General features: G+C 68.3%; 20 protein-coding genes. 16 read left to right on the plus strand and 4 right to left on the minus strand.

The features are described 5' to 3' along the window. The first annotated feature begins 6 nt into the window (after positions 1-6). From AC5RTY_RS03155 to AC5RTY_RS03195, 9 genes are all read left to right on the plus strand, one after another. Positions 7-612 carry an isochorismatase family protein gene (locus AC5RTY_RS03155; protein ID WP_494024240.1) on the plus strand — a complete coding sequence of 202 codons (606 nt, stop codon included), beginning with the start codon at positions 7-9 and terminating at the stop codon, positions 610-612. An 86-nt stretch (positions 613-698) separates the two neighbouring features. Further along, entirely contained in the window at positions 699-1,814 is a 1,116-nt protein-coding gene (locus AC5RTY_RS03160; RefSeq protein WP_494138958.1) for an NAD(P)-dependent alcohol dehydrogenase, read from the plus strand. A gap of 70 nt (positions 1,815-1,884) precedes the next feature. Next, positions 1,885-3,342, plus strand: a complete 1,458-nt coding sequence (locus AC5RTY_RS03165; protein WP_494024238.1) for a benzaldehyde dehydrogenase — start codon at positions 1,885-1,887, stop codon at positions 3,340-3,342. A gap of 159 nt (positions 3,343-3,501) precedes the next feature. After that, positions 3,502-4,488 (plus strand): S1C family serine protease, encoded by a 987-nt coding sequence (locus tag AC5RTY_RS03170; RefSeq protein ID WP_494024237.1) that lies wholly within the window; start codon positions 3,502-3,504, stop codon positions 4,486-4,488. A 176-nt stretch (positions 4,489-4,664) separates the two neighbouring features. Next, complete coding sequence (locus AC5RTY_RS03175) at positions 4,665-5,918, plus strand: amidohydrolase (RefSeq protein ID WP_494024236.1); 1,254 nt, start codon at positions 4,665-4,667, stop codon at positions 5,916-5,918. A 23-nt stretch (positions 5,919-5,941) separates the two neighbouring features. Beyond that, positions 5,942-7,471 carry an MFS transporter gene (locus AC5RTY_RS03180; protein WP_494024235.1) on the plus strand — a complete coding sequence of 510 codons (1,530 nt, stop codon included), beginning with the start codon at positions 5,942-5,944 and terminating at the stop codon, positions 7,469-7,471. 82 nt (positions 7,472-7,553) lie between these two features. Next, entirely contained in the window at positions 7,554-8,153 is a 600-nt protein-coding gene (locus tag AC5RTY_RS03185; RefSeq protein ID WP_494013747.1) for a protoglobin domain-containing protein, read from the plus strand. A 365-nt stretch (positions 8,154-8,518) separates the two neighbouring features. Continuing rightward, on the plus strand, positions 8,519-9,424 hold the full coding sequence (locus tag AC5RTY_RS03190; RefSeq protein WP_494024234.1) for a sulfite exporter TauE/SafE family protein: 906 nt from the start codon (positions 8,519-8,521) through the stop codon (positions 9,422-9,424). Positions 9,425-9,436: 12 nt separating this feature from the next. Then, on the plus strand, positions 9,437-9,901 hold the full coding sequence (locus AC5RTY_RS03195; protein ID WP_494013745.1) for an RrF2 family transcriptional regulator: 465 nt from the start codon (positions 9,437-9,439) through the stop codon (positions 9,899-9,901). A gap of 83 nt (positions 9,902-9,984) precedes the next feature. Here the strand turns inward: AC5RTY_RS03195 and AC5RTY_RS03200 are convergent, their stop codons facing one another. Further along, positions 9,985-11,379 carry an MFS transporter gene (locus AC5RTY_RS03200; RefSeq protein ID WP_494024233.1) on the minus strand — a complete coding sequence of 465 codons (1,395 nt, stop codon included), beginning with the start codon at positions 11,377-11,379 and terminating at the stop codon, positions 9,985-9,987. 250 nt (positions 11,380-11,629) lie between these two features. Here AC5RTY_RS03200 and hpaH point away from each other — a divergent pair, with 250 nt between their 5' ends. The 5 genes from hpaH (at position 11,630) to AC5RTY_RS03225 (ending at position 15,508) form a co-directional block, all read left to right on the plus strand. Continuing rightward, positions 11,630-12,415, plus strand: coding sequence for a 2-oxo-hept-4-ene-1,7-dioate hydratase (gene hpaH / locus AC5RTY_RS03205; protein ID WP_494024232.1), 786 nt, complete (start codon positions 11,630-11,632; stop codon positions 12,413-12,415). Further along, positions 12,400-13,218: an HpcH/HpaI aldolase family protein gene (locus AC5RTY_RS03210; protein ID WP_494024231.1), complete on the plus strand. Its 819-nt coding sequence runs from the start codon at positions 12,400-12,402 to the stop codon at positions 13,216-13,218. The genes hpaH and AC5RTY_RS03210 overlap by 16 nt, the downstream gene beginning before the upstream one ends. A gap of 131 nt (positions 13,219-13,349) precedes the next feature. Then, a complete protein-coding gene (locus AC5RTY_RS03215) occupies positions 13,350-13,562 on the plus strand; it encodes a hypervirulence associated TUDOR domain-containing protein (protein ID WP_494000844.1) in 213 nt (70 codons plus the stop codon). Between the two features lie 79 nt (positions 13,563-13,641). Further along, entirely contained in the window at positions 13,642-14,709 is a 1,068-nt protein-coding gene (locus AC5RTY_RS03220; RefSeq protein ID WP_494024230.1) for an alcohol dehydrogenase catalytic domain-containing protein, read from the plus strand. Positions 14,710-14,755: 46 nt separating this feature from the next. Next, positions 14,756-15,508: an ArsR/SmtB family transcription factor gene (locus AC5RTY_RS03225; RefSeq protein WP_494000846.1), complete on the plus strand. Its 753-nt coding sequence runs from the start codon at positions 14,756-14,758 to the stop codon at positions 15,506-15,508. Between the two features lie 173 nt (positions 15,509-15,681). Here the strand turns inward: AC5RTY_RS03225 and gap are convergent, their stop codons facing one another. Further along, a complete protein-coding gene (gene gap, locus AC5RTY_RS03230) occupies positions 15,682-16,701 on the minus strand; it encodes a type I glyceraldehyde-3-phosphate dehydrogenase (protein ID WP_494024229.1) in 1,020 nt (339 codons plus the stop codon). Positions 16,702-16,783: 82 nt separating this feature from the next. Here gap and AC5RTY_RS03235 point away from each other — a divergent pair, with 82 nt between their 5' ends. Then, positions 16,784-17,995: an ROK family protein gene (locus tag AC5RTY_RS03235; RefSeq protein ID WP_494024228.1), complete on the plus strand. Its 1,212-nt coding sequence runs from the start codon at positions 16,784-16,786 to the stop codon at positions 17,993-17,995. Positions 17,996-18,060: 65 nt separating this feature from the next. Here the strand turns inward: AC5RTY_RS03235 and AC5RTY_RS03240 are convergent, their stop codons facing one another. Together AC5RTY_RS03240 and AC5RTY_RS03245 are read right to left on the minus strand one after the other, a co-directional pair. Further along, positions 18,061-19,008 (minus strand): D-2-hydroxyacid dehydrogenase family protein, encoded by a 948-nt coding sequence (locus AC5RTY_RS03240; RefSeq protein WP_494024227.1) that lies wholly within the window; start codon positions 19,006-19,008, stop codon positions 18,061-18,063. A gap of 183 nt (positions 19,009-19,191) precedes the next feature. Further along, on the minus strand, positions 19,192-19,734 hold the full coding sequence (locus tag AC5RTY_RS03245; protein ID WP_494000850.1) for a YceI family protein: 543 nt from the start codon (positions 19,732-19,734) through the stop codon (positions 19,192-19,194). A 257-nt stretch (positions 19,735-19,991) separates the two neighbouring features. On the opposite strand from AC5RTY_RS03245, the gene AC5RTY_RS03250 reads away from it, so the two are divergent. Beyond that, entirely contained in the window at positions 19,992-21,563 is a 1,572-nt protein-coding gene (locus tag AC5RTY_RS03250; RefSeq protein ID WP_494024226.1) for a molybdopterin-dependent oxidoreductase, read from the plus strand. Positions 21,564-21,594: the final 31 nt, after the last annotated feature.

A 21,594-nucleotide genomic window follows, 5' to 3' on the forward strand; every position in this document is an offset into this window, starting at 1 on the left:
GCAAACATGTGGCGCATTGATGCGGCCAGGACCGCACTGCTGATGACCGACATGCAGAACGATTTCGTGCTGGAAGGCGCGCCGATGGAAGTGCCCATGGCACGCCACCGGCTGCCGGAAATGGTGACCGCCGCCGCGGCATGCCGGCAGGCAGGCATCCCGGTCATCTACACGCGCCACGTTCTGCTGGATACATTCGACGTTTCGCCGTTGGAGACTACCTACAACCAGCGGCTGCGGGCGGCCGGGATGCGCCGCGGAACCAGCGGAGTTGAGATCGTCGAGGAACTCAAGCCCGAAGCCGCCGACTACGTGCTGGACAAGCACCGCTACGACGCGTTCCACAACACGCAACTGAAGAGTGTCCTGTCGACCATCCGCGGCTTGAACACGATAGACACCGTGATCATCGCCGGCACGCTGACCGAGGTGTGCTGCGAATCGACCGCGCGCAGTGCCTTCATGAACGACTACAAGGTGGCGTTCCTCTCGGACGCCACCGGGGGCCGGTCGGAGGCTGCCCAGGCCGCCACCCTGGACGCTATCGGCACCTTCTTCGGCCGGGTGATGAGCGCCGCCGACATGGAAGCGGAACTCGGAACGACGGCGTAGGTGCAGCCCGGGACTTTTCCGTGGTTGTGAAACGTTCGACTAGATGACACGTCAACATAGCCGGCAAGACCGTTAGGAGCATGGCAATGAAGATCAATGCGCTGGTAGTCGAAGAAAAGGATGCCCCGTTTGTCCCCGAGCAGCTGGAGCTGGACGAGCCCGGGCCCGGCGAAGTGCTGGTCAAGGTGGCCGCCGTCGGCCTCTGCCATACGGACTTGATCACCCAGGCCGGAGACATGCCGCTGCCGCTGCCCGGCGTGCTGGGCCATGAAGGCTCCGGCGTCGTGGAGGCCGTCGGGGACGGCGTGACCAATGTCGCCGTGGGCGACCACGTCATCATGGGTTGGGCTTACTGCGGCGAATGCAAGAACTGCCTGCGCGGCGAGCACCGGTACTGCCTGCGCCTGGGCGAGGCGCTGGTGAGTGGTGCCCGGTTCAAGGGTCCCGACGCCGGCAAGTCCGCCTACACCCGGGCCGACGGAGGCAAGGTGTCCAGCCACTTCTTCGGCCAGTCGTCCTTCGCCGACTACTCGCTCGCACTGGCGTCGTCGCTGGTGAAGGTGGACAAGGAGATCCCGCTGGAACTGCTCGGGCCGCTGGCCTGCGGCATCACGACGGGTGCCGGCGCGGTGTTCAACACGGCCAAGCCCGAACCCGGCCAGTCGCTGGTCGTATATGGAGCCGGCGCCGTGGGCCTGGCCGCGATCATGGCCGCGAAGAACACGCCCGCGGCCACGATCATCGCCATCGACCTGCACGATTCGCGGCTGGAGCTGGCGCGCGAACTCGGTGCCACCCACACCATCAATTCCGGCAACACCAACGCCCTCGAGGAGATCCAGCGCATCTGCGGCGGCCCGGCCGACTACGTGCTCGAATGCACCGGCAACATCAAGGTGGTTGAAGAAGCCGCGGACGCCGTGGGCATGCTGGGCACGCTGATCCTGATTGGCGGGGCGCCGGCGCAGGCGCGGTTCTCGGTGGACCACCTGCGCACGCTCTGGGGCAAGCGGATCATCGGCACCCTCGGCGGTTCCAGCACCTCCGCCCAGCTGATTCCCGGACTGATCGCCCTGTTCAAGGCCGGACGGTTCCCCTTCGACAAGCTGGTGAAGTACTACGGGTTCGACCAGATCGACACGGCCATAGCCGATTCCACCGCCGGCGGGACCATCAAGGCCGTCTTGAAAGCCGCCGACTGAAAACCCTTCCCTGCCCGGCCGCCGCGCCGCGGCCCGCACAACCATGCAATCAACCCTGAAAGGACGGGATATGTCCCTGCTTGATGCCTCCCTGTGGGAGGGCAAGATCCATGTCAATGGCTGGCGCGACGGCGGTGCCGGCACCGCCGCTTCGGTGGAGCCCGCCACCGGCGAGACTTTGGGTCGCTACGGGCTGGCCTCGGTCGAGGACGTGAAGGAAGCGGCAGCAGTAGCTGCCGCTGCCCAAAAGGACTGGGCCGCCCGCAAGCCGGAAGAACGCGCCGCCGTGCTGCGCCGCGCCGGCGCGCTGTGGGAGGAACACGCCGAGGAAATCCAGTCCTGGATCGTGCGCGAATCCGGGGGCATCGGCCCCAAGGCCGGCCTGGAAACCCACATCGCCGCCAACGAATGCTACGAAGCCGCGGCGCTGCCCTCGCTGCCGGCCGGCGACGTGCTCACCTCCAACGAGGACCGCTGGTCCTTCGCCCGGCGCCGCCCCGTCGGCGTGGTCTCGGTCATCGCGCCGTTCAACTTCCCGCTGATCCTCTCCATCCGCGCCGTCGCCCCCGCCCTCGCCTTGGGCAACGCGGTGCTGCTCAAGCCCGACCCCCGCACCGCCGTCTGCGGCGGCGTCAGCCTGATGCGCGTCTTCGAAGAAGCCGGCCTGCCCGCCGGGCTGCTCTCCCTGCTGCCCGGCGGCGCCGACATCGGCGCGGCCGTGGTCGAAGCCCCCGAAGTCCGGGTCATCTCCTTCACCGGCTCCACCGCCGCCGGCCGGAAGATCGGCGAATCCGCCGCCCGGAACCTCAAGCGCGCGCACCTGGAACTCGGCGGCAACAACGCCATGATCGTGCTGCCCGGCGCGGACCTGGCCAAGGCCGCGTCCGCCGCCGCGTTCGGCTCGTTCATGCACCAGGGCCAGATCTGCATGACCACCGGCCGGCACATCGTCCACGAGGACATTTACGAGGACTACGTCGCCGCGCTGGCCGAGAAGGCGAAGAACCTGCCGGTCGGCGACCCCAAGACCGGCACCGTCGCGCTCGGCCCGATCATCGACGAGCACCAGCTCAAGCGCATCGACTCGATCGTTCAGGACGCGGTCGCCGCCGGCGCCCGGCTGGCCGCCGGCGGCACCAACGACGGCCCGTTCTACTCCCCCACCGTGCTCGCCGACCTCGACCCGGCCAACACCGCGTGGAAGGACGAGATCTTCGGCCCGGTCGCCCCGGTGATGAAGTTCTCCACCGTCGACGAAGCCGTGGAACTGGCCAACGCCAACGAGTACGGGCTCTCCCTGTCCATCCTCGGCGACGTGGGCCTGGCCATGCAGATCGCCGACCGCGTCGATTCCGGCAAGGTCCACATCAACGAACAAACCGTCTCCGACGAGGCGAACTCCCCGTTCGGCGGCACGAAGAACTCCGGCAACGGCTCCCGCATCGGCGGCCACCAAGCCAACATGGACTCCTTCACCGAGACCCAATGGCTCACCGTCCGCCCGGACATCGCGCAGTACCCGTTCTGATCCCCTTTTGAGTCCCGCGACGGCGGGCGGCCGGCAACCAGCCGGCCGCCCGCCGTTGCGTGGTTAACTCCGGGTTCACTGAAGGCGTAGCGGCAGCCGGATTAAACCGGGCCATTCTGCGGTTCCATAGTGAGCAAGCAAAGCTCCCGGAGGTGGGCCGTGAACACGATCCCGGAACCGCATGCCGACCCGCAGGCGGCGCACGCCGCCCAGGACCCGCTGGACTCGTATTCGGCGTCCGTGGTGCGCATAGCGGAGACCGTCACGCCGCACGTGGCGGGCATTCAGATGGACGTGCGACGCCGGGACAGGAGCTTCCCGTCCGGCGGCTCGGCCGTGGTGTTCACCGAGGACGGCTACCTGCTCACCAACGCGCACGTCGTGGCCAACTCCGACGGCGGCCATGCGGCCTTCGCGGACGGGTCACGCACGGACGTAGACGTGGTCGGCGCGGATCCGCTCTCCGACCTCGCCGTTCTGCGCGGCCGGCTCACGGTGCCGCGCCCGGTCGAGCTGGGCGATGCGTCCAAACTGCGCGTAGGCCAACTGGTCGTCGCCGTCGGCAGCCCGCTGGGCCTCTCCGGCTCGGTGACGGCCGGGGTGGTCAGCGCGCTGGGCCGCTCCATCCCCGTGGCCGCGGGCAGGAACCGGAGGGTGATTGAGGACGTCATCCAGACGGACGCCGCACTGAACCCGGGCAGTTCCGGCGGCGCCTTGGCCGACGCCTTTGGACGGGTGGTCGGGATCAACACGGCCGTTGCCGGGATCGGGCTCGGCCTGGCCGTGCCGATCAACGCCACGACCCGCCGGATCATCTCCGCGCTGCTGGCCGACGGGCGCGTGAGGCGCGCCTACCTCGGCCTGGTGAGTACGCCGCTGCCGTTGTCCCCGCGGGACATCATGCGGACCGGCGAGCGGAACGCGCTGCGGGTGGTCGAGGTGCTGCCCGGCTCCCCCGCCGAGCAGGCCGGACTGCGGCCGGGCGACCTCGTGATCCGGGCCGCCGGGCAGCCGGTGGCCAGTGCGCAGAGCCTGCAGCGGCTGCTTTTCGCGGATGCCATCGGCGTGGAGTTCCCGCTGGCCGTGCTGCGCGGCGGGTCCGTGGTGGAGCTGACCGCCTGGCCGGTGGAAATGTCAGCCGGTTGAATCGCGAGCCGCGGCCTTTGGCCCGCCGTGCGCGGCGCCCGTGCCTCGGATGCGGAATCGCAGGTGGCCGGGACACCGCCGTCGTCGTTGTGTCTGAACGGTCCAGGTCCTACCGTTGGAGGAAGCACGCCTAACCAGCCGGCCCCCACTTCGGCCGGCGGACCAGGAGGGCAACCATGGCGATCACGGACGGCCTCGCCGGCTCACTCGAGCGGGAGCTGGGCTGGCAGCGGGACCTGTACAAGGACCTGCACCGGAACCCCGAGCTCAGCATGGAAGAACACCACACCGCCGACCTGATCGCGCGGGAGCTGACCGGCTTCGGCTACGAGGTCCAGCGGATCGGCGGGACGGGCGTCGTCGGGGTCCTCGCCAACGGTTCCGGCAGCACGGTGCTGGCACGGGCGGACATCGATGCGCTGCCGGTCGCCGAGGCCACCGGCCTGGACTACGCCGCAGAAACCACCGCGAAGCTTCCCGGAGGCGGGACCACCGGCGTCATGCACGCCTGCGGCCACGACATGCACATCGTGTCCCTGCTGGGTGCGGCAAAGCTGATGGCCGGACACAGGGACCGCTGGGCGGGCACCTACGTGGCGCTCTTCCAGCCGGGAGAGGAGACTGCCGCCGGAGCCCGGGCAATGGTCGACGACGGCCTGGCCGCCAGGATTCCTACACCGGACGTCGCCTTCGCCCAGCATGTGATGCCCACCGAGGCCGGGAAGATCGGCACCACGGCCGGCCCCATCCTCTCGGCCGGCGACTCCCTAAAAATTACGGTCTACGGGCGCGGCGCCCACGGCTCCATGCCGCACAACGCCGTGGACCCCGTGGTGCTGGCCGCATCGATCGTGCTGCGGCTGCAGACCATCGTGTCCCGCGAGACCAAGCCGGGCGAATTCGCGGTGGTGACTGTCGGCGCCTCCAACGCGGGCACCAAGTCCAACATCATCCCGGACCGTGCCGAGCTGCTGCTGAACCTGCGCACGTACGACCTGGGCCTGCGGGAACGGATCATGGCATCGATCGAACGGATTGTCCGCGGCGAGTGTGCGGCCGCCGGATCGCCCCGCGACCCTGAGTTCGAGTACTACGACCAGTTCCCGTTGACCAGCAACGACGCCGAAACGACCGAGCGTATCACGGCCGCCTTCAGCCGGCATTTTGGGGGCGATCAGGTCTACCGTGCCGAACCCGTCACGGCTTCCGAGGACTTCAGCCGGATTCCGGATGCCCTCGGGGTGCCCTACACCTATTGGACGGTCGGCTCCGTTCCGGCCGACGTCTACCGGGAAGCCGTGGAGAACGGCACTGTCTCCGAAAACATTCCGGCCAACCACTCACCGTTCTTCGCTCCCGCCATCGACCCGACGCTCTCCGTCGCCACCCAGGCGCAGGCCGTTGCAGCTCTGGAGTACCTGGCAAAGTAAGGCAATGTAAGGGGTCGTTTGCCATGACCGAATCCACCACGGCCACAGTCCGCACGGACTGGAAACCTACCGACAAGTGGCTGCTGGGCATCGTCCTGGCCGTCATCAATTTCTGGCTCTTCGCGCAGACTTTGCTCAACGTCATCCCGGGGATCCGGGACCAGCTTGGGGTCGAACAGACGCTGGCCAACCTGGCCGTCTCCATCACGTCGCTGTTTTCCGGCATCTTCATCGTCGTCGCGGGCGGACTCGCCGACCGGATCGGCCGGGCCAAGATCATGTACGCCGGGATCTACCTCAGCATTCTCGGCTCCCTGCTCATCGCGCTGACACCGGAAAACCTCGGCGGCCTCACCGACTTCATGCTGCTGGGCGGCCGCGCCATCCAAGGCCTGTCCGCCGCGTGCATCATGCCTTCGACCATGGCGCTGATCAAGAGCTACTACGAGGGTAAGGACCGGCAGCGGGCACTCTCGTATTGGTCCATCGGCTCCTGGGGCGGCTCGGGCTTCTGCGCCCTGTTCGGCGGCCTGATGGCCACCTCCTTCCTGGGCTGGCGGTCCATCTTCTGGATTTCGATCGTGCTGTCGGTGCTGGCGCTGTTCCTGCTCCGGGGCACGCCCGAGTCGCGGGCGGCAGCCGATCCGGAGGCCGCCGGGCACCGCTTCGACTGGGGCGGGCTGGCCTGCTTCATCGTCATGCTGGTGGCCATCAACGTGTACATCTCCCAGGGGCCGGCCATTGGCTGGTTCAGTTGGCCGGGGGTCGCGCTGGTGGCCGCTTTCGTGGTGTTCGGCCTGCTGTTCCTGCAGATCGAAAGCCGCCGCCACTTCGCGTTCGTGGACCTGAAGCTGTTCAGGAACGGCACCTTCACCGGCGCGACGCTGTCCAACTTCCTGCTCAACGGAGCCGCGGGCACGCTGATCGTTTCGCTGGGACTGGTGCAGGTGGCCGCCGGGTTGAGCTCGCTGCAATCGGGCCTGCTGACGCTCGGCTACCTGATCGCCATCCTCGCCACCATCCGGGTGGGCGAGAAGCTGCTGCAGCGCTTCGGCCCGAAGAAGCCGATGCTGTGGGGCAGCATGATCACTGGCGTCGGCATCCTGCTGTGCTCCACCACGTTCCTGCACATCGAAGAGTACATAGTGCTCACCGTCATCGGGTTCACCCTGTTCGGCGTCGGCCTGGGGTTCTACGCCACCCCGTCCACCGACGCCGCCCTGTCCAACGTCCCGGACGCCCAGGTGGGTGCGGCGTCCGGCATCTACAAGATGGCGTCCTCGCTGGGCAATGCCATCGGCGTGGCCATCTCCGCGGCACTGTATGTGGCCGCACAGGCGGTGAACCCGGAACTCATCCAGTCTTGGGGCCTGTTCATCGGCCGCCAGGACAACGTGGCGCTGCGCTTCGGCGGGGCGGTCGGGCTGTTGTTTAACGTCTTCATGGTCGTGGTCGCCATCGCCTCGATTATCGTCACGGTCCCCGCCACCAGGAGCAAGGAGGAGGAAGAGGCCCGGCCGGACGTGGTCCCGCCGCCGGCCTTCGGCAACTAGGCATCGTTGACCCCACCGGCGTCGCGGAGTATAAATGGCCGTTCAAGGCGCCGGTCCCAAACCTTCCAGCGGAGGCACTGCCATGTCGGTCCATGCATCCAGCGGTTCAGACATCCCCGGCTACGAGTACGGCACGGTGGCGCATTCACCGGTCACGTTGGCCGAGCTCGATGAGCTCAAGGCCAGCGCCATGTTTGGCGACGAGGACGCCGCCCTGCTGCACCGGGCCGGCGAGATCCTTGACGGCCAGGTGGAGGACGTGCTCGACGTCTGGTACGGATTCGTCGGCGGCCAACCCCAGTTGGTCGCGCACTTCTCCCGGCCCGACGGCCCGCCCATTGAGGACTACCTGAATGCGGTCCGCCGCCGGTTTGGCCAGTGGATCAGGGATACCTGTACCAAGCCCTACGACCAGGAGTGGCTGGACTACCAAAACGAAATCGCCCTGCGGCACACCCCCGAACACAAGAACGAAACCGACCACGTGGGGTCCACTCAGGTCGTCCCGTTGCGCCACCTCATCGCGCTGATCGGGCCGGTGGTCACCACGATGCGGCCGTTCCTGGCCAGCGGCGGGGATCCCGTCGAGAAGGTCGACGCCATGATGCAGGCATGGCTGAAGGCAGTGGTCCTGCAGATCGCGCTCTGGTCCCGGCCCTACACGCTGCCGGGCGAGTGGTGACGGCGACCGGCGGAAGGATCAACGCCAGGGCAACTCCGGTTCTGCCCCGGCCGATACCCAGCCCCAGCGGAATGGTGATGCAGGGCGCCTGAAACTTCAGCGGCGCCTCGATCACCGACATGCCGACAATCAGGCGCAGAGGGCCGGCAGCACCAGCCGCGCCGCCATGCAGGCGAACCGTGTTGTGCCTCCCAGTCCACGCGCCGTCCTGCGTTTCCGCGGGAGCGGCACGGGCAACCGCGCACCTTCCTCAAGATTTCCTCAGGGATGTTTGCTCACGACGGATTGCTATCGACACGGACCCGTGGTGTCCATACACTCCAAACTCTAGTGACTTACTAGTGTTTTGGGGGAAAGGCACTCACATGCGCAATTTGTTCCTCATGGCCATCGTCGGCCTCCTCGCCCAGATGGTCGACGGCTCACTCGGCATGGGATACGGCGTGACCTCGTCCAGCCTCATGATTGCCGTGGGCATCGCTCCCGCTGCGGCCAGCGCAGCAGTCCACCTCTCCGAGGTCGGCACGGCGCTGATCTCCGGATTCGCCCACCACAAGTTCGGCAACGTCGACTGGCGCATCGTCGGGATCATGGCGGTCCCGGGGGGCATCGGCGCCTTCATGGGAGCCAACTTCTTGGTCAGCCTGCCGGCCGACGTCGCCAAGCCGTGGGTTGCCCTGCTGCTTTTTCTGCTCGGTGCCTACGTCCTGTTCCGGTTCCTGATCCTGTCCGGCCGCCGGCCGCAGTTCAAGGGTCAGGTCAAGGCCGTCGTCCTGATGCCGCTTGGCCTCGTCGCCGGCACGATGGACGCCATCGGCGGCGGCGGCTGGGGGCCGATCGGCACCACCTCGCTGCTGTCCACCGGCAAGATCGAACCCCGCAAGGTCATCGGCTCGATCTCCGCCACCGAGTTCATCGTTGCGGTCAGTGCCTCGCTGGGCTTCCTGCTCGCGCTCGGACGGGAGGGCATTAACTTCGCCTGGGTTCTGGCCCTGCTCGCCGGCGGCGTCATCGCGGCCCCCGTCTCGGCGTGGCTGGTTCGACACCTGGCCGCGGCGGTCCTCGGCGTAGCAGCCGGAAGCCTCATCATCCTGACCAACGCCAAGACCATGATGGAGACGTGGGGCGGGGCGGAAAAGAACTCCGCCCCGGTGTGGCTCACGCTGGCAGTCCTGGCGGTCGCGGCCGGCCTGTTGATCACGCAGTCCGTCCGCAGGGAGTTGCGCCGACGCCGCGAGGAGGAGCCTGAGCTGGAGCTCGCCGGCGCCTGAGACAATGGGCGGGTGCACATCACCGCCAAATCCGACTACGCCCTGCGCGCCCTGATCGTCATCGCCCGGTCGTCCGAAGCGCAGACCGGGACGCTGGCGGCCGAGGCCATAGCGGCCGCCCAGGACATCCCGCACAACTACTTGCTGTCGATTCTCGCCGACCTGCGGCGCAGCGGCATTGTGCGCAGCCGCCGCGGCCAGGGCGGCGGTTGGCACCTGGCCCGCACCGCGGTGGAGATCACCGTCGCCGACATCATCCGCGCGGTCGACGGGCCGCTGGTGAGCGTGCACGGGGTGCGGCCCGAAGCGGTTCAATACGAGGACCCGGCGGCGGTTCTCCAGCCGGTCTGGATTGCCGCGCGCAGCAGCCTGCGCGAAGTTCTGGAGTCGGTTACCCTGGACCAGCTTGCCTCCGGTCAGCTGCCCGCAGAAGTCACCGGGCGCAGTTCGCGCGACGATGCGTGGGAGCCCAGGTAGCCATGCCTCATCGCCTTGCCTTCCCGCGGCGGGGCGACGATCAGTGGCCGGCTTGAGCCGGGCCCGGCGAAGGCGGCCGCCCTCTAGCCTGCCCGCCCTGTTCCCCCGGTGCCGGCCGACGCAGCCTTCGGCGGCACCCTGCCGTTGGCGCGGTAGCGCGGGTTCCTGCGCCGGCCGCCGGCCGCGGGCGGGTCTTCGATGTTCCTGGGCCCGTTGATCATGACGGCGCCGACCAGCATGACCACGATGCAGGCGCCCAGCATGGCGAACGAAGCGGTCCAGGAGCCGGTGGCCTCGTGCACCACGCCGAACAGCAGCGGGGCGACGCCCGCGCCGGCGTAGCCGATGCCCTGGCTGAAGCCGGACAGCACCGCCGAGCCGTGCGTGGTGCGCGAGCGAAGGTTCACCATCAGCAGCGCGGTGGCGAAGGTGCCCTGGCCCAGCCCGGAGAGGGTCATCCACCACCAGGTGCCGCTCTCCGGCAAGAGCAGCAGGCCCAGATGCCCGCCCACCCAGCAGGCGGTGAACACCAGGATGGCGGCGATGGGGTGCCTCAGCCGCGGCACGATCAATGGCACGAGCAGGCTGGCGGGCAGCCCGAGGATGGCGAAGTACGCCAGCGCCGACCCCGCCGTCGCGGCGTCGATGCCGTGTTCGGTCAGGTACGGCGGCAGCCACGCGAAGTACACATACGTCTGCGCGGAGTTGCCGGCCAGGAAGATGGCCAGGCCCCAGGCCACCGGTGAACGCCACGGATTCAGCTTCACCGGCCCCGCCGCGGCTTCGCGGGCGCGAACGGCAGGCCCGTCGCCGCGGACCGGTCCGGGCGGGCCCTCGTCCGCACGGGGTCCAGGCGAGGCCGCCGCAGCCCGCCCGCCGGCGTCGTCCATTCGGCGCTTGCGGCGGTCCCGTGCCGCCTGCACCGCCCACGGGATGAGCACCACGGCGCTGACCGAGGCCCAGAGCGCGATCGATGTCCGCCACCCCGCGGCGTCCGCCACCGGGACCGCCAGCTGCGGGCTCATCGCGGTGCTGACCGCCAGCAGGGTCACATAGCCCGCGGTCACCACGCCCACCCGGTCCGGGAAGTATTTCCGGACCAGCGGCGGCAGCACGACGTTGCCGATTCCGTACCCCGCCATCACCACCGCGCTCAGGGAAAGAAACGGCCACACGCCGTCGACGGCGGCGCGGCCTAACTGGCCGGCGACCGCCAGCAGCACGGCGGCCACCAGCACCTTTTCCAGCCCGAGCCAGCGGATCAGCGCCGGGGTGCCCAGGCCGGCGGCGGCGAACACCAGCGGCGGCAGCATCGCCAACACGCCGATGCTGGTGGCGTCGAAGCCGAGTTCGGGGCCAAGCTGGCCCAGCAGCGGACCGACGGCGGAGACCGCGGCGCGCAGGCTCAGCGCCATCAGCAGGATGCCCAGCAGCGCGCCGATCCGCCCGGTCCACGGCCTGCGGAGGAAGTAGTTCACCCGCCTACCCTAGCCGCGGCCCGCCCGCTTACCCGGCCCGATACGGTTTGCGGCGCAACAGTCGGGCCGGATGACGGCAGTTCCTGCCCGCGGTCGCCGTCCTTGTCCGCTCCCCCTGTAACCAACTTCCGGGCCGTGACAGGCGCCGCCGTAAGATGGTGCTGGCGCCCTTCCCGTGCGGCGCCGCGGACTGCCGAACGCCCGCCCCGGGCGGCTGCGGTCTGCGAAGAACTAGGAAGTGGTGCCAAGGATGCTTGACCCGTCAACGATCGAGTCCATCGCCGACGAGCTGGTGGAGGCCGGCCGGACACGGACGCCGGTGAAACGGCTGACCGCCCGCTACCCGGAGATGACCATTGAGGACTCCTACAAGGTGCAGAACCTGTGGCGCGAGCGCAGCGAGGCCGCGGGCCGTTCGCTGGCGGGCCGGAAGATCGGCCTGACGTCCAAGGCCATGCAGTACGCCACCGGCATCAGCGAGCCGGACTACGGGATCATCTTCGATGACATGATCCTGGAGAACGGCTGCACGGTGAAGTGGGACCAGTACACCCACCCACGCATCGAAGTGGAACTGGCCTTCGTGCTCAACCGCGACGTAAAGGGCCCCAACGCCACCATTTTCGACGTTTTGAACGCCACCGAGTACGTGGTTCCCGCGCTCGAGATCCTGGACTCGCGGATCGAGATGGAGGGCCGCACCATCGTTGACACCATCTCCGACAACGCCGCCATGGGCGCCATGGTGATCGGCGGCAACCCGGTCCGCCCGCAGGACGTGGACCTGCGCTGGATCTCCGCCATCCTGTACAAGAACCAGACCGTGGAGGAGACCGGCGTGGCCGCCGGCGTGCTCAACCACCCGGCCGCCGGCGTCTACTGGCTGGCCAACAAGATCGCCCCGCACGGCGACCACCTCAAGGCCGGCGAAACCATCCTCGCCGGGTCCTTCACCCGCCCGATGTGGGTCCACAAGGGGGACACCGTCTTCGCCGACTACGGACAGTTGGGAACCATCACGTGCCGTTTCGAGTAGAGCCCGATCCGTCCTTCAAGGACGCCCTGTCCACCGCCGACCGGCCGCTGGCCGGCATCTGGGTCTGCTCCGGCTCGCCCCTGGTGGCCGAACTCTGCGCCGGGGCCGGCTTCGACTGGATTTTCATCGACGCCGAACACTCCCCCAACGGGCTGGAGTCTGTGCTGGCGCAGTTGCAGGCCGTGCGCGGCTACCCCGGCATTCCCGTGGTCCGCCCGCCCGTCAACGACACCGTGCTGATCAAGCAGTACCTGGACCTGGGCGCGCAGTCACTGATCATTCCGATGGTGCACACGGCCGAACAGGCCCGCGCCGCCGTCGCGGCCACCCGCTACCCGCCGGCCGGCGTGCGCGGCGTCGGTTCCGCGCTGGCCCGCTCGGCCCGCTGGAACCGCATCCCGGACTATCTCACCCGCGCGGAGGAGACGCTCACGGTCATCGTCCAGATCGAGTCCGCCGAGGCCGTGGAGAACGCCGCGGAGATTGCCGCGGTGGACGGCGTGGACGGCGTGTTCATCGGCCCGTCCGACCTGGCCGCCTCGATGGGCGTAATTGGCCAGCAGGAGCACCCGGACGTGGTCGCCGGCGTGGAGAAGGCGCTGAAGGCCGCCAAGGCGGCCGGCAAGTTCGTGGGGGTCAACGCCTTCGCCGAAGCCTCCGCCCGCCGCTACATGGAGTGGGGCGCCGATTTCGTCGGCGTCGGCGCCGACGTGGCGCTGCTGGCCCGCGGCTCCGAAGCCCTCGCGGCCAAGTACATCCCCTCCGACGGGAACGGCACGGCCGGCACCCCGGCCAGCTACTGATCCTCCGCAGAACGACGGCGGCGCTTGGGCGGGTTTCACAGCCCACCTAAAGCGCCGCCGTCCTACGCGGCGAGGTGCAGCAACTGCTGGTTGGGGAAGCGTCCTTCGGCTAAAAATGCTAAGACTTGACCATGGCTGCTTCATTCAAGGTTGGGGATAGAGTGCGCTGGAATTCAGAGGCCGGCGAAATCCACGGCAGAGTCACCAAGATCCACACCAAGGACTTTGAATTCCGGGGCCGCACGAGGCGCTGCTCCGAGGATGAGCCACAGTACGAAGTCCAGAGCGACAAGACGGACCACTTGGCTGTCCACAAGGGCTCGGCGCTGCGCAAAACGGACTAACCGGCGACGCCGCCAAAGGCTCTCAGGGCTGGGACTCCACGGCCGTTTGAGGCTCCACAGAAGTTCGAGGAAACAAGACGTGGCAACTGTCTCCAGCAATCTTTCCGGCCGGCAACCGACCGTTCGGGCGCTGGCGCGGATTTCCCACACGCACGGGGGCGTCGGGCTGATCGACCACCTGCTGCGGGCGCCGACAGCGGACGAGGTGGAACTGCGGGTCAGCCTCTGCGGGCTGTGCGGCTCGGACGTTATCGTCTACCGTGCCGACGCGGCAGCGGCGCCGGTTCCGCTGGGCATGGTGCTCGGGCACGAGTCGGTCGGCACGGTGGTCCGCACCGGGCTGCTGGTTCCCGAATGGCTCGCGCCGGGCACCCGGGTAGTGCCCATTTCCACCGTGGGCTGCGGCGACTGCGAGGCGTGCCGGGCGGACCAGCCGCATCTTTGCGCCGAGCGCTCCGGTCTGGGGCTGACCCAGCATGGCCAAGCCACTTCACGGGCTCTCGTTCCGTGGCGCAACCTGGTGCCGGTGCCGGAGTCGGTTCCGGACACCACGGCAGTTCTAGCAGAGCCCGCGTCCATCGCCTGGCGCGCGGTCTCTACTGTCGCCCGCATCCAGCCCGGCGAGCGCGTGGCAGTCTCGACCACCCGCAGCATCGGCCTGCTCGCCGGCCTGATGGCGCAGCGCGCCGGCGCCGAGGTGACGATGATTGGCCGTGAAGGTCCCGGCCACGCGGCTCGGGTTGAGTTGGCCCAAGGCCTTGGCTTGGGCAGCACGACCGAGCAGCAACCCAGCACCTACGATGTATGGATTGAAGCGACCGGTGCTGGTATCAACCTGGCACGTGCCGTTCAGGAACTGCGGCCCTTGGGCCGCCTGGTCATGGTGGCGATGTACGCCACCGGGACCGCCCCTGCGCCCGTGGTCCGGACCAGCAAGAACCTTGCGGTCCTGAATAGCTTCATCTCCACCCGGCCGGATTTCGAGGAGGCCCTGGCGTTCCTTGCCACCAGTCCGGATTTGGGCGAGCGCCTCATTACGACCTACCCCATGGGCCGGGCCGTCGAAGCGCTGCGGCTGACAGCCGAAGCCAGCACCGACGCCGTCGGGCGGCCGCTGGTCAAAGCGGTCCTCATCCCCGATGCCTGAGCGGGCTCTCTCGACATGTGACTAAACAGTCACCTATTATGGGCGCATGGATGCCGTGTTCAAGGCCCTGGCGGATCCCACCCGGCGCGGGCTGCTGGACGAACTGTTCCGCGAGGACGGGCAGACCCTCACCGCACTCGAAGCGCGGTTCGGCATCACGCGCTTCGGCGTCATGAAGCACCTGAAGCAACTGGAAGAGGCCGGCCTGGTGGTGACCCGCCGCCGCGGCCGGGAGAAACTGCACTTCCTGAATCCGGTGCCCATCCGGCTCATCCACGACCGCTGGGTGAGCAAGTATGCACAACCATGGGCCGCTGCCCTCAGCGACCTCAAATCCCGATTGGAAAGTCCCATGGAGAAAATCTTCGAGATCTATATCCGCACCACCCCGGAACAGCTCTGGGAAGCCATCACGGACAGCGAGACCAGAAGCAAGTACCAGTTCGGCAACCGGATCGAGACGGACTGGACGCCAGGGTCCGGGTACGCGGTGACCAACCCGCGGGCCGATGCGCCGCTGAGCGAAGGCGAGAACCTGGAAGTCGATCCGCCGCGCCGGCTGGTCCAGACGATGCGCGCACTGTGGGGCGAGGACGTCGCGGCCGAAGGCACGTCCCGGGTGACGTGGGAGATCGAACAGGTGGAGGACTCCTGCCGCCTCACCGTGACGCACGATCAGCTGCGCGAGGGGGCCAACGAGCAGGTGTACGGCGGCTGGCCGATGGTCCTGTCCGGCCTCAAGACGTGGTTGGAGACCGGCGAGAAACTCACCACACCCGGCTCGCTGATGTACACCTGATACCGGCTAGAGAGCACTTCGGACATCAGAGCGCCCCGGAAGTTCTGGCTGGCCGGCGCTCTCGCCCCCCTAGTCCCATCAAAGAATCAGCAGGCGCCCTTTTCACGACTGGAAAGGGCGCCTGCTGAATAGTCAGTCCGGAGTCAGTGTCCGGGAGCGGGATCGGAGCGGAATCAGGAGAGCTTGGACGCCACCAGCGAGGTCAGGTCCACCAGGCGGTTGGAGTAGCCCCATTCGTTGTCGTACCAGCCCACGACCTTGACCTGGTTGCCCATGACCTTGGTGAGGCCGGAGTCGAAGATGGCCGAGGCCGGGTCGGTGACAATATCCGAGGAGACGATGGGGTCCTCGGTGTAGGTCAGGATGCCAGCCAGGCGGGGATCCGCGGCTGCCGCCTTGAACGCGTCGTTGACTTCCTCCACCGTTACCTCGCGGCCGACCGTGACGGTGAGGTCCGTGGCGGAACCGGTGGGCACCGGCACGCGGATGGCGAAGCCGTCCAGCCGGCCCTTGAGCTCGGGCAGCACCTGCCCGATCGCCTTCGCTGCCCCGGTCGAGGTGGGAACCATGTTGATCGCGGCCGCCCGGGCCCGGCGCAGGTCGCGGTGCGGCCCGTCCTGCAGATTCTGATCCGCGGTGTAGGCGTGGATGGTGGTCATCAGGCCCTGCTCGATCCCGAAGTTCTCGTGCAGCACCTTCGCCAGCGGGGCCAGGCAGTTGGTGGTGCAGGAGGCGTTGGAGACGAGGTGGTGGGCACCGTCGTCGTACTCGCCGTCGTTGACGCCCATTACAACGCTGAGCACATCGCCCTTCGCGGGAGCGGAAATGAGGACCTTGCGGGCGCCGGCGACCAAATGCTTTTCGGCATCCGTGGAGCTGGTGAAGCGCCCGGTGGACTCGATCACGATGTCTACGCCGAGCTCGCGCCAAGGGAGGTTTCCGGGGTCGCGCTCGGCCAGCACCTTGATGGTCCGTCCGTCGACCACCAGGTCGCCGTCGGCGACCTTGACGTCCGCGCCCAGCCGGCCGACCACGGAGTCGTACTTGAGCAGGTGCGCCAGGGTTTCCGGCGAGCCGAGGTCATTGATCGCCACGATCTCGAGGTCTGCACCGATCTTGCCCTGCGCCATGGCCGCCCGGAAGTAGTTGCGGCCAATGCGCCCGAAACCGTTGATGCCAATCCGTACTGCCATGGGAACTCCTTTTATTTAGCCTCTAAATTTATGTTCCATTATTATTATCCTGATACTGCCGGACGAGGTCAAGGGGATCGATGTGAGCACCACCGCCACCACTCCGCAGGTCCTGCGGCTGACCAACCTGAAAGCCGTCCTGTCAGTGATGCGCGAGAACGGCGCAGTGACCGGGAGCGACCTGATCGAGGCGACCGGGCTGACGCGTGCCACGGTCATCGCGGTCTGCGACGACCTGGTGTCCCGGGGCTGGGCCCGCGAGGTGGCCGGCGAACGCGTGCTCGGCACGGCGAAGGGCAGGCCGGCCCGGCGGTTCCAGTTCAACCCCGGGGCGGGCTGCGTGCTGGGACTGGACGTCGGCATGGCCACCGCCACCGTGCTGGTGGCGGACCTGAACGGCCTGGTGCTGGCCCGCATCTCAGAGCGGTTCGAGAAGCCGCCGGCTCCGGCGGACTCGCGCCGCTCCACGATTAAGCGGGCAGTAGCCGCCGCCCTGGCCGAGGCCGGACTGCCGCCGGAATCGGTGCTGGCGACGGCCATCGGGGTGTCCACCGTCGTCGATCGCCACGGCAACGTGGCACCCGGACATGAACTCTCCGAGCACTTCGACATTGGCCTGCAGACCGAGGTCTTTGCCCGCTACGGCTGGCCGGTGCTGCTGGAGAACGACGCGAACCTGGCGGCCCTGGCGGAGCGCTGGAGCGGCGCCGGCAAGGGCGTCGACGACTTGGCCGTCATGCTGGCCGGCGAGCGGCTGGGCACCGGCCTGATCGAATCGGGCCGGCTGCTGCACGGCTGCAACGGCGGCGCCGGCGAAGTGGGCACCCTGGAACTGGTGGACGGGGTGGGCAGCCAAGACGGCATCGCGCGGCTGGCCCGCTATTGGGGCAACGAGGCCCTGGCCTCCGGCAGGCCCACCTTGATCCGCGAACTGGTGGGGCCGGGCACCACGCGCGTGTCGGCCCGTTTCGTCTTCGAGGCCGCGGCCCGGGGAGACGCGGTGGCGCAGGAAATCCTGGAGCGCATCGGCCAACGGATGGCCCGCGTGGTCGCGATACTGGGCACCTTCCTCAACCCGGAACTCGTGGTGATCGGCGGTGCGGTGGCCGCCTCGGCGTCGGCCCTGCTGCCCACCATCAACCGGGAACTCCCCAAGCTCACCGCGACGCCGCCGCGGGTGGCGGTCTCCGGGTTCGGCGATGCGATTGTGGCCACCGGAGCCGTGCGGCTGGCTCTGGACTACGTGGAGGAGCACGCCATGGAACTTGTCCCGGCCGGCATGGCGGCGAGCTAGGCGCGATTCGTAGGAGACTTCCCCGAAGCTGGCGGAAACGGCGGCCTCCCGCGTGCCGTCGCCGGTCAGGTGAGGACGTTTATGGGCGCGCCGTCGAGGTAGGCCAGGATGTCCTCGAGCATCTGCGTGTACCCCCGCCTGTGGGCCTCCTCGGTGACGAAGCCGACGTGCGGGCTGAGGATCAGGTTAGGCACGTCGAGCAGCGGGCTGTCCTGCGGCAGCGGCTCCACGTCGTAGACGTCGAGCGCGGCGCCGGCGATCCGCCGTCCCGCCAGCGCAGCCACCAAGGCGTCCTCGTCCACCAGCGGTCCGCGCGAGGTGTTGACCAGCCGGCCCCCGGAACCCAGGAGGTCCAGCTCGGCGGCGCCGACAATCCCGCGGGTGGACTCCGCCAGCCTCAGGTGGACGCTGACGATGTCCGAGCGCCGGAACAGATCCTGCTTGGACACCCACTCCGCCCCGTGGCCGGCGGCGCGTTCCCGGGTCAGGTGCGGGCTCCACGCCAGAACGTCCATTCCGAACGCCTGCGCGTAGCGGGCCATCAGCTGCCCCAGCCTGCCCAGGCCCAGCAGCCCGAGGGTGGACCCGGCCAGGTCGACCCCCATCCGGGCCTGCCAGATCCCGGCCCGCACGTCCCGGTCGTTCTGCGGGATTTCCCGGGCCACAGCCATCACCAGCGCCCAGGCCAGCTCGGACGGAGCCTGCGTCGTTTTCTGTGTCCCGCACACGGTCACCCCGCGGGCGCGCGCGGCGTCCAGGTCGATCGATGCGTTGTGCATGCCGGTAGTGGTCACCAGCTCCAGGCCGGGCAGCAGGTCCATCAGCTCGGCGGTGATGGGTGTCCGCTCGCGCATGGTGACCACCACCTGCGACCCTTCCAAGCGCGCGGCGAGAACGCCGACGTCGTCACAATGGTCCGTGAAACGCTCGACGGCGATGCCCGCCGGCAACTGCTCCCACGGGGCGCTGCCCAGTGCGACGTCCTGGTAGTCATCGAGGATGGCGATCTTCACGATGCCAGCGTATCCGCCCGGGGCCCGGGAGAGCCGGGGAGCCCCGGCTTGGCGGGCGCGGTGCCGGGTGCTTTGAGCTGCGCAGCCGGGCAAGCTCCGGATCAGCGCAGTTACGCGCAGGGCGTTAACGCAGCAGGCAGGGCCCGGAGCGGATCCGGGCCCTGCCTTTGGGTGTCGCTTGGGTTAGTTGGCCGGCAGCACGAAGGCCGAGTCAACCGTGATGGTGACCTTGTCGCCCACCAGCACGCCGCCGGCTTCCAGGGCGGCGTTCCAGGTGATGCCGAATTCCTTGCGGGAGATCTGCGTGGTGGCAGAGAAGCCGGCGCGGGTGGCGCCGAACGGGTCAACCGCCATGCCGCCGAATTCGACATCGAAGACCACCGGCTTGGTGGTGTCCTTGATGGTCAGCTCGCCGGCCAGCCGGAACTCTTCGGGAGTGCCTTCGACGCTGGTGGCCTTGAAGGTCATCTCCGGGTACTGCTCCACGTTGAAGAAGTCTTCGCCCTTGACGTGGGCGTCGCGGTTGTCATCGTTGGAGTCGAACGAGGCGGTCTTCACGACGGCTTCGACGGAGGAAGTGGCCAGGCTGTCGCCGACCACGAGGGTGGCGTCGGCGTCGGTGAATTGGCCGCGCACCTTGCTGATGCCGGCGTGGCGGACGGAGAAGCCGACCTCGGTGTGGGACTGGTCGAGATTCCAGGTTCCGGGGGTGAGCTGTACGGCCATTTAGTGCCTCCTGGTTGAAGTTAGGATGTGAAGCCCGGGTGAACTTCATGCTTATGCATCTACCGTAGCAGCTGATAGTTGAAGAGTCAACTAATGGCCGGTGAACGGCAGGCAACATTGCTTCGCCCGGCGCGGGAGGCCGCCCTGCCAACACCCACGGTGGTTGTCCTGCGCCCTGCTTCGGGTAGATGATCGGAGCAGGGCACGATGCCACCCGTTCGGAGACATCCGGCCCGTCATCGAGCGAAGGACACGGCATGGCAGCACCGCCAGCCACGAAGGCCACGCTGACCGGGTGGTCGCCGGCCATGCTGGCGGGCGTCGCGTCCGCGGCCGCGCTCTTTGGCACGGCTGAACTGGCGGCAGCTTTTTTCGGCCCGGCCGCCTCCCCCTTCGGCTCGGTGGGCGCCGCCGTCGTGGAACTATCCCCGACCTGGCTGACCGAATTCGCCATTTCGACTTTCGGGACGGCGGACAAACTCGTGCTGTTCATTGCGATGGTGATCGTTGCGGTGCTGATCGCCGCCGCGGCCGGCCTGCTCGCAGCCCGGCGCTGGACCGCCGGCGCGCTGGTGGTGGTGATGCTCGCGGCGGGCATGGCGGCCTGCGTGCTCACCCGCGCCGGGGCTGTGCCGGCCGATGCCATTCCGACGGCGCTGGGAACCGCGGCTGGCCTGCTCTGCCTGCGTCGGCTGATCAGGCTCCTGCCCCGGCCCGCGCCCTTGTCCGTGGGCGACGCGGCCATCATGCCGGAGGTTCCGGACCGCCGCCGCTTCCTGGCGAACGCCGCGGCGATGGCGGGTGTCGCCGTCGTCATGGGGATCGCGGCCGGCGCAGTTTCGGCGGCGCGGAACAGCGCACGGCAGGTGCGCCAGGCATTGGGGCTGCCGGTCCCCGCGCGGCCTGCCGGGCCATTGCCGGAGGATGTGCAGGCACCGGTGGACGGGGTGATTCCCTTCGTAACCCCCAACGAGGAGTTCTATCGCATCGACACTGCGCTCATCGTCCCGTCGGTAGATCCGGGGCAATGGCAGCTGCGCGTTCACGGACTGGTTGAGGAAGAGTTCAGCATTAACTTCCAGGAGTTGCTAAAGGCCGACCTTGTGGAGAGCTACACCACGCTGACCTGCGTTTCGAATCAGGTGGGCGGGAACCTGGCCGGCAACGCCCGCTGGCTGGGGTATCCGCTGCGCGACTTGCTGGCGCGTGCGCGCCCCCTGCCGGAAGCGGACATGGTCCTGTCCACCAGCGTCGACGGCTTCACTGCTTCGACCCCCTTGGAAGTGCTCACCGACGGGAGGGACGCGCTGCTGGCGGTCGGGATGAACGGGGAGCCCCTGCCACTGCAGCACGGTTTCCCCGTGCGGATGGTGGTGCCGGGGTTGTACGGATACGTGTCCGCGACCAAGTGGGTGGTTGACCTGGAGCTCACGCGGTTTGCGGACAAGGCCGCCTACTGGACCACCCGCGGCTGGTCGGACCGCGGTCCGATCAAGACGGCCTCGAGAATCGAGGTGCCGCGGCCCGGAGCCCGCCTGCCCGCCGGGACGCTGGCCTTTGGGGGAACGGCCTGGGCCCAGCACCGGGGCCTGTCAAAGGTCCAGGTGCAGTTGGACGACGGCGACTGGGTGGACGCCCAACTGGCGGCGGAGGCTTCCGTGGACACCTGGCGCCAGTGGTACTCGGTGCAGGACGACGTTCCGGCCGGGCCGCACCGGCTCCGGGTGCGCGCCTGGGAGGCCGACGGAACGCTGCAGACCGAGGCGGCGGCACCGCCTGCTCCGGATGGCGCCACCGGCTGGCACAGCGTTGATTTCACCGTTGCTTAACCGCCGGGTCATCTTCGTCACAGGACCCGCG

Source organism: Arthrobacter sp. Y3224055, from assembly GCF_059090825.1.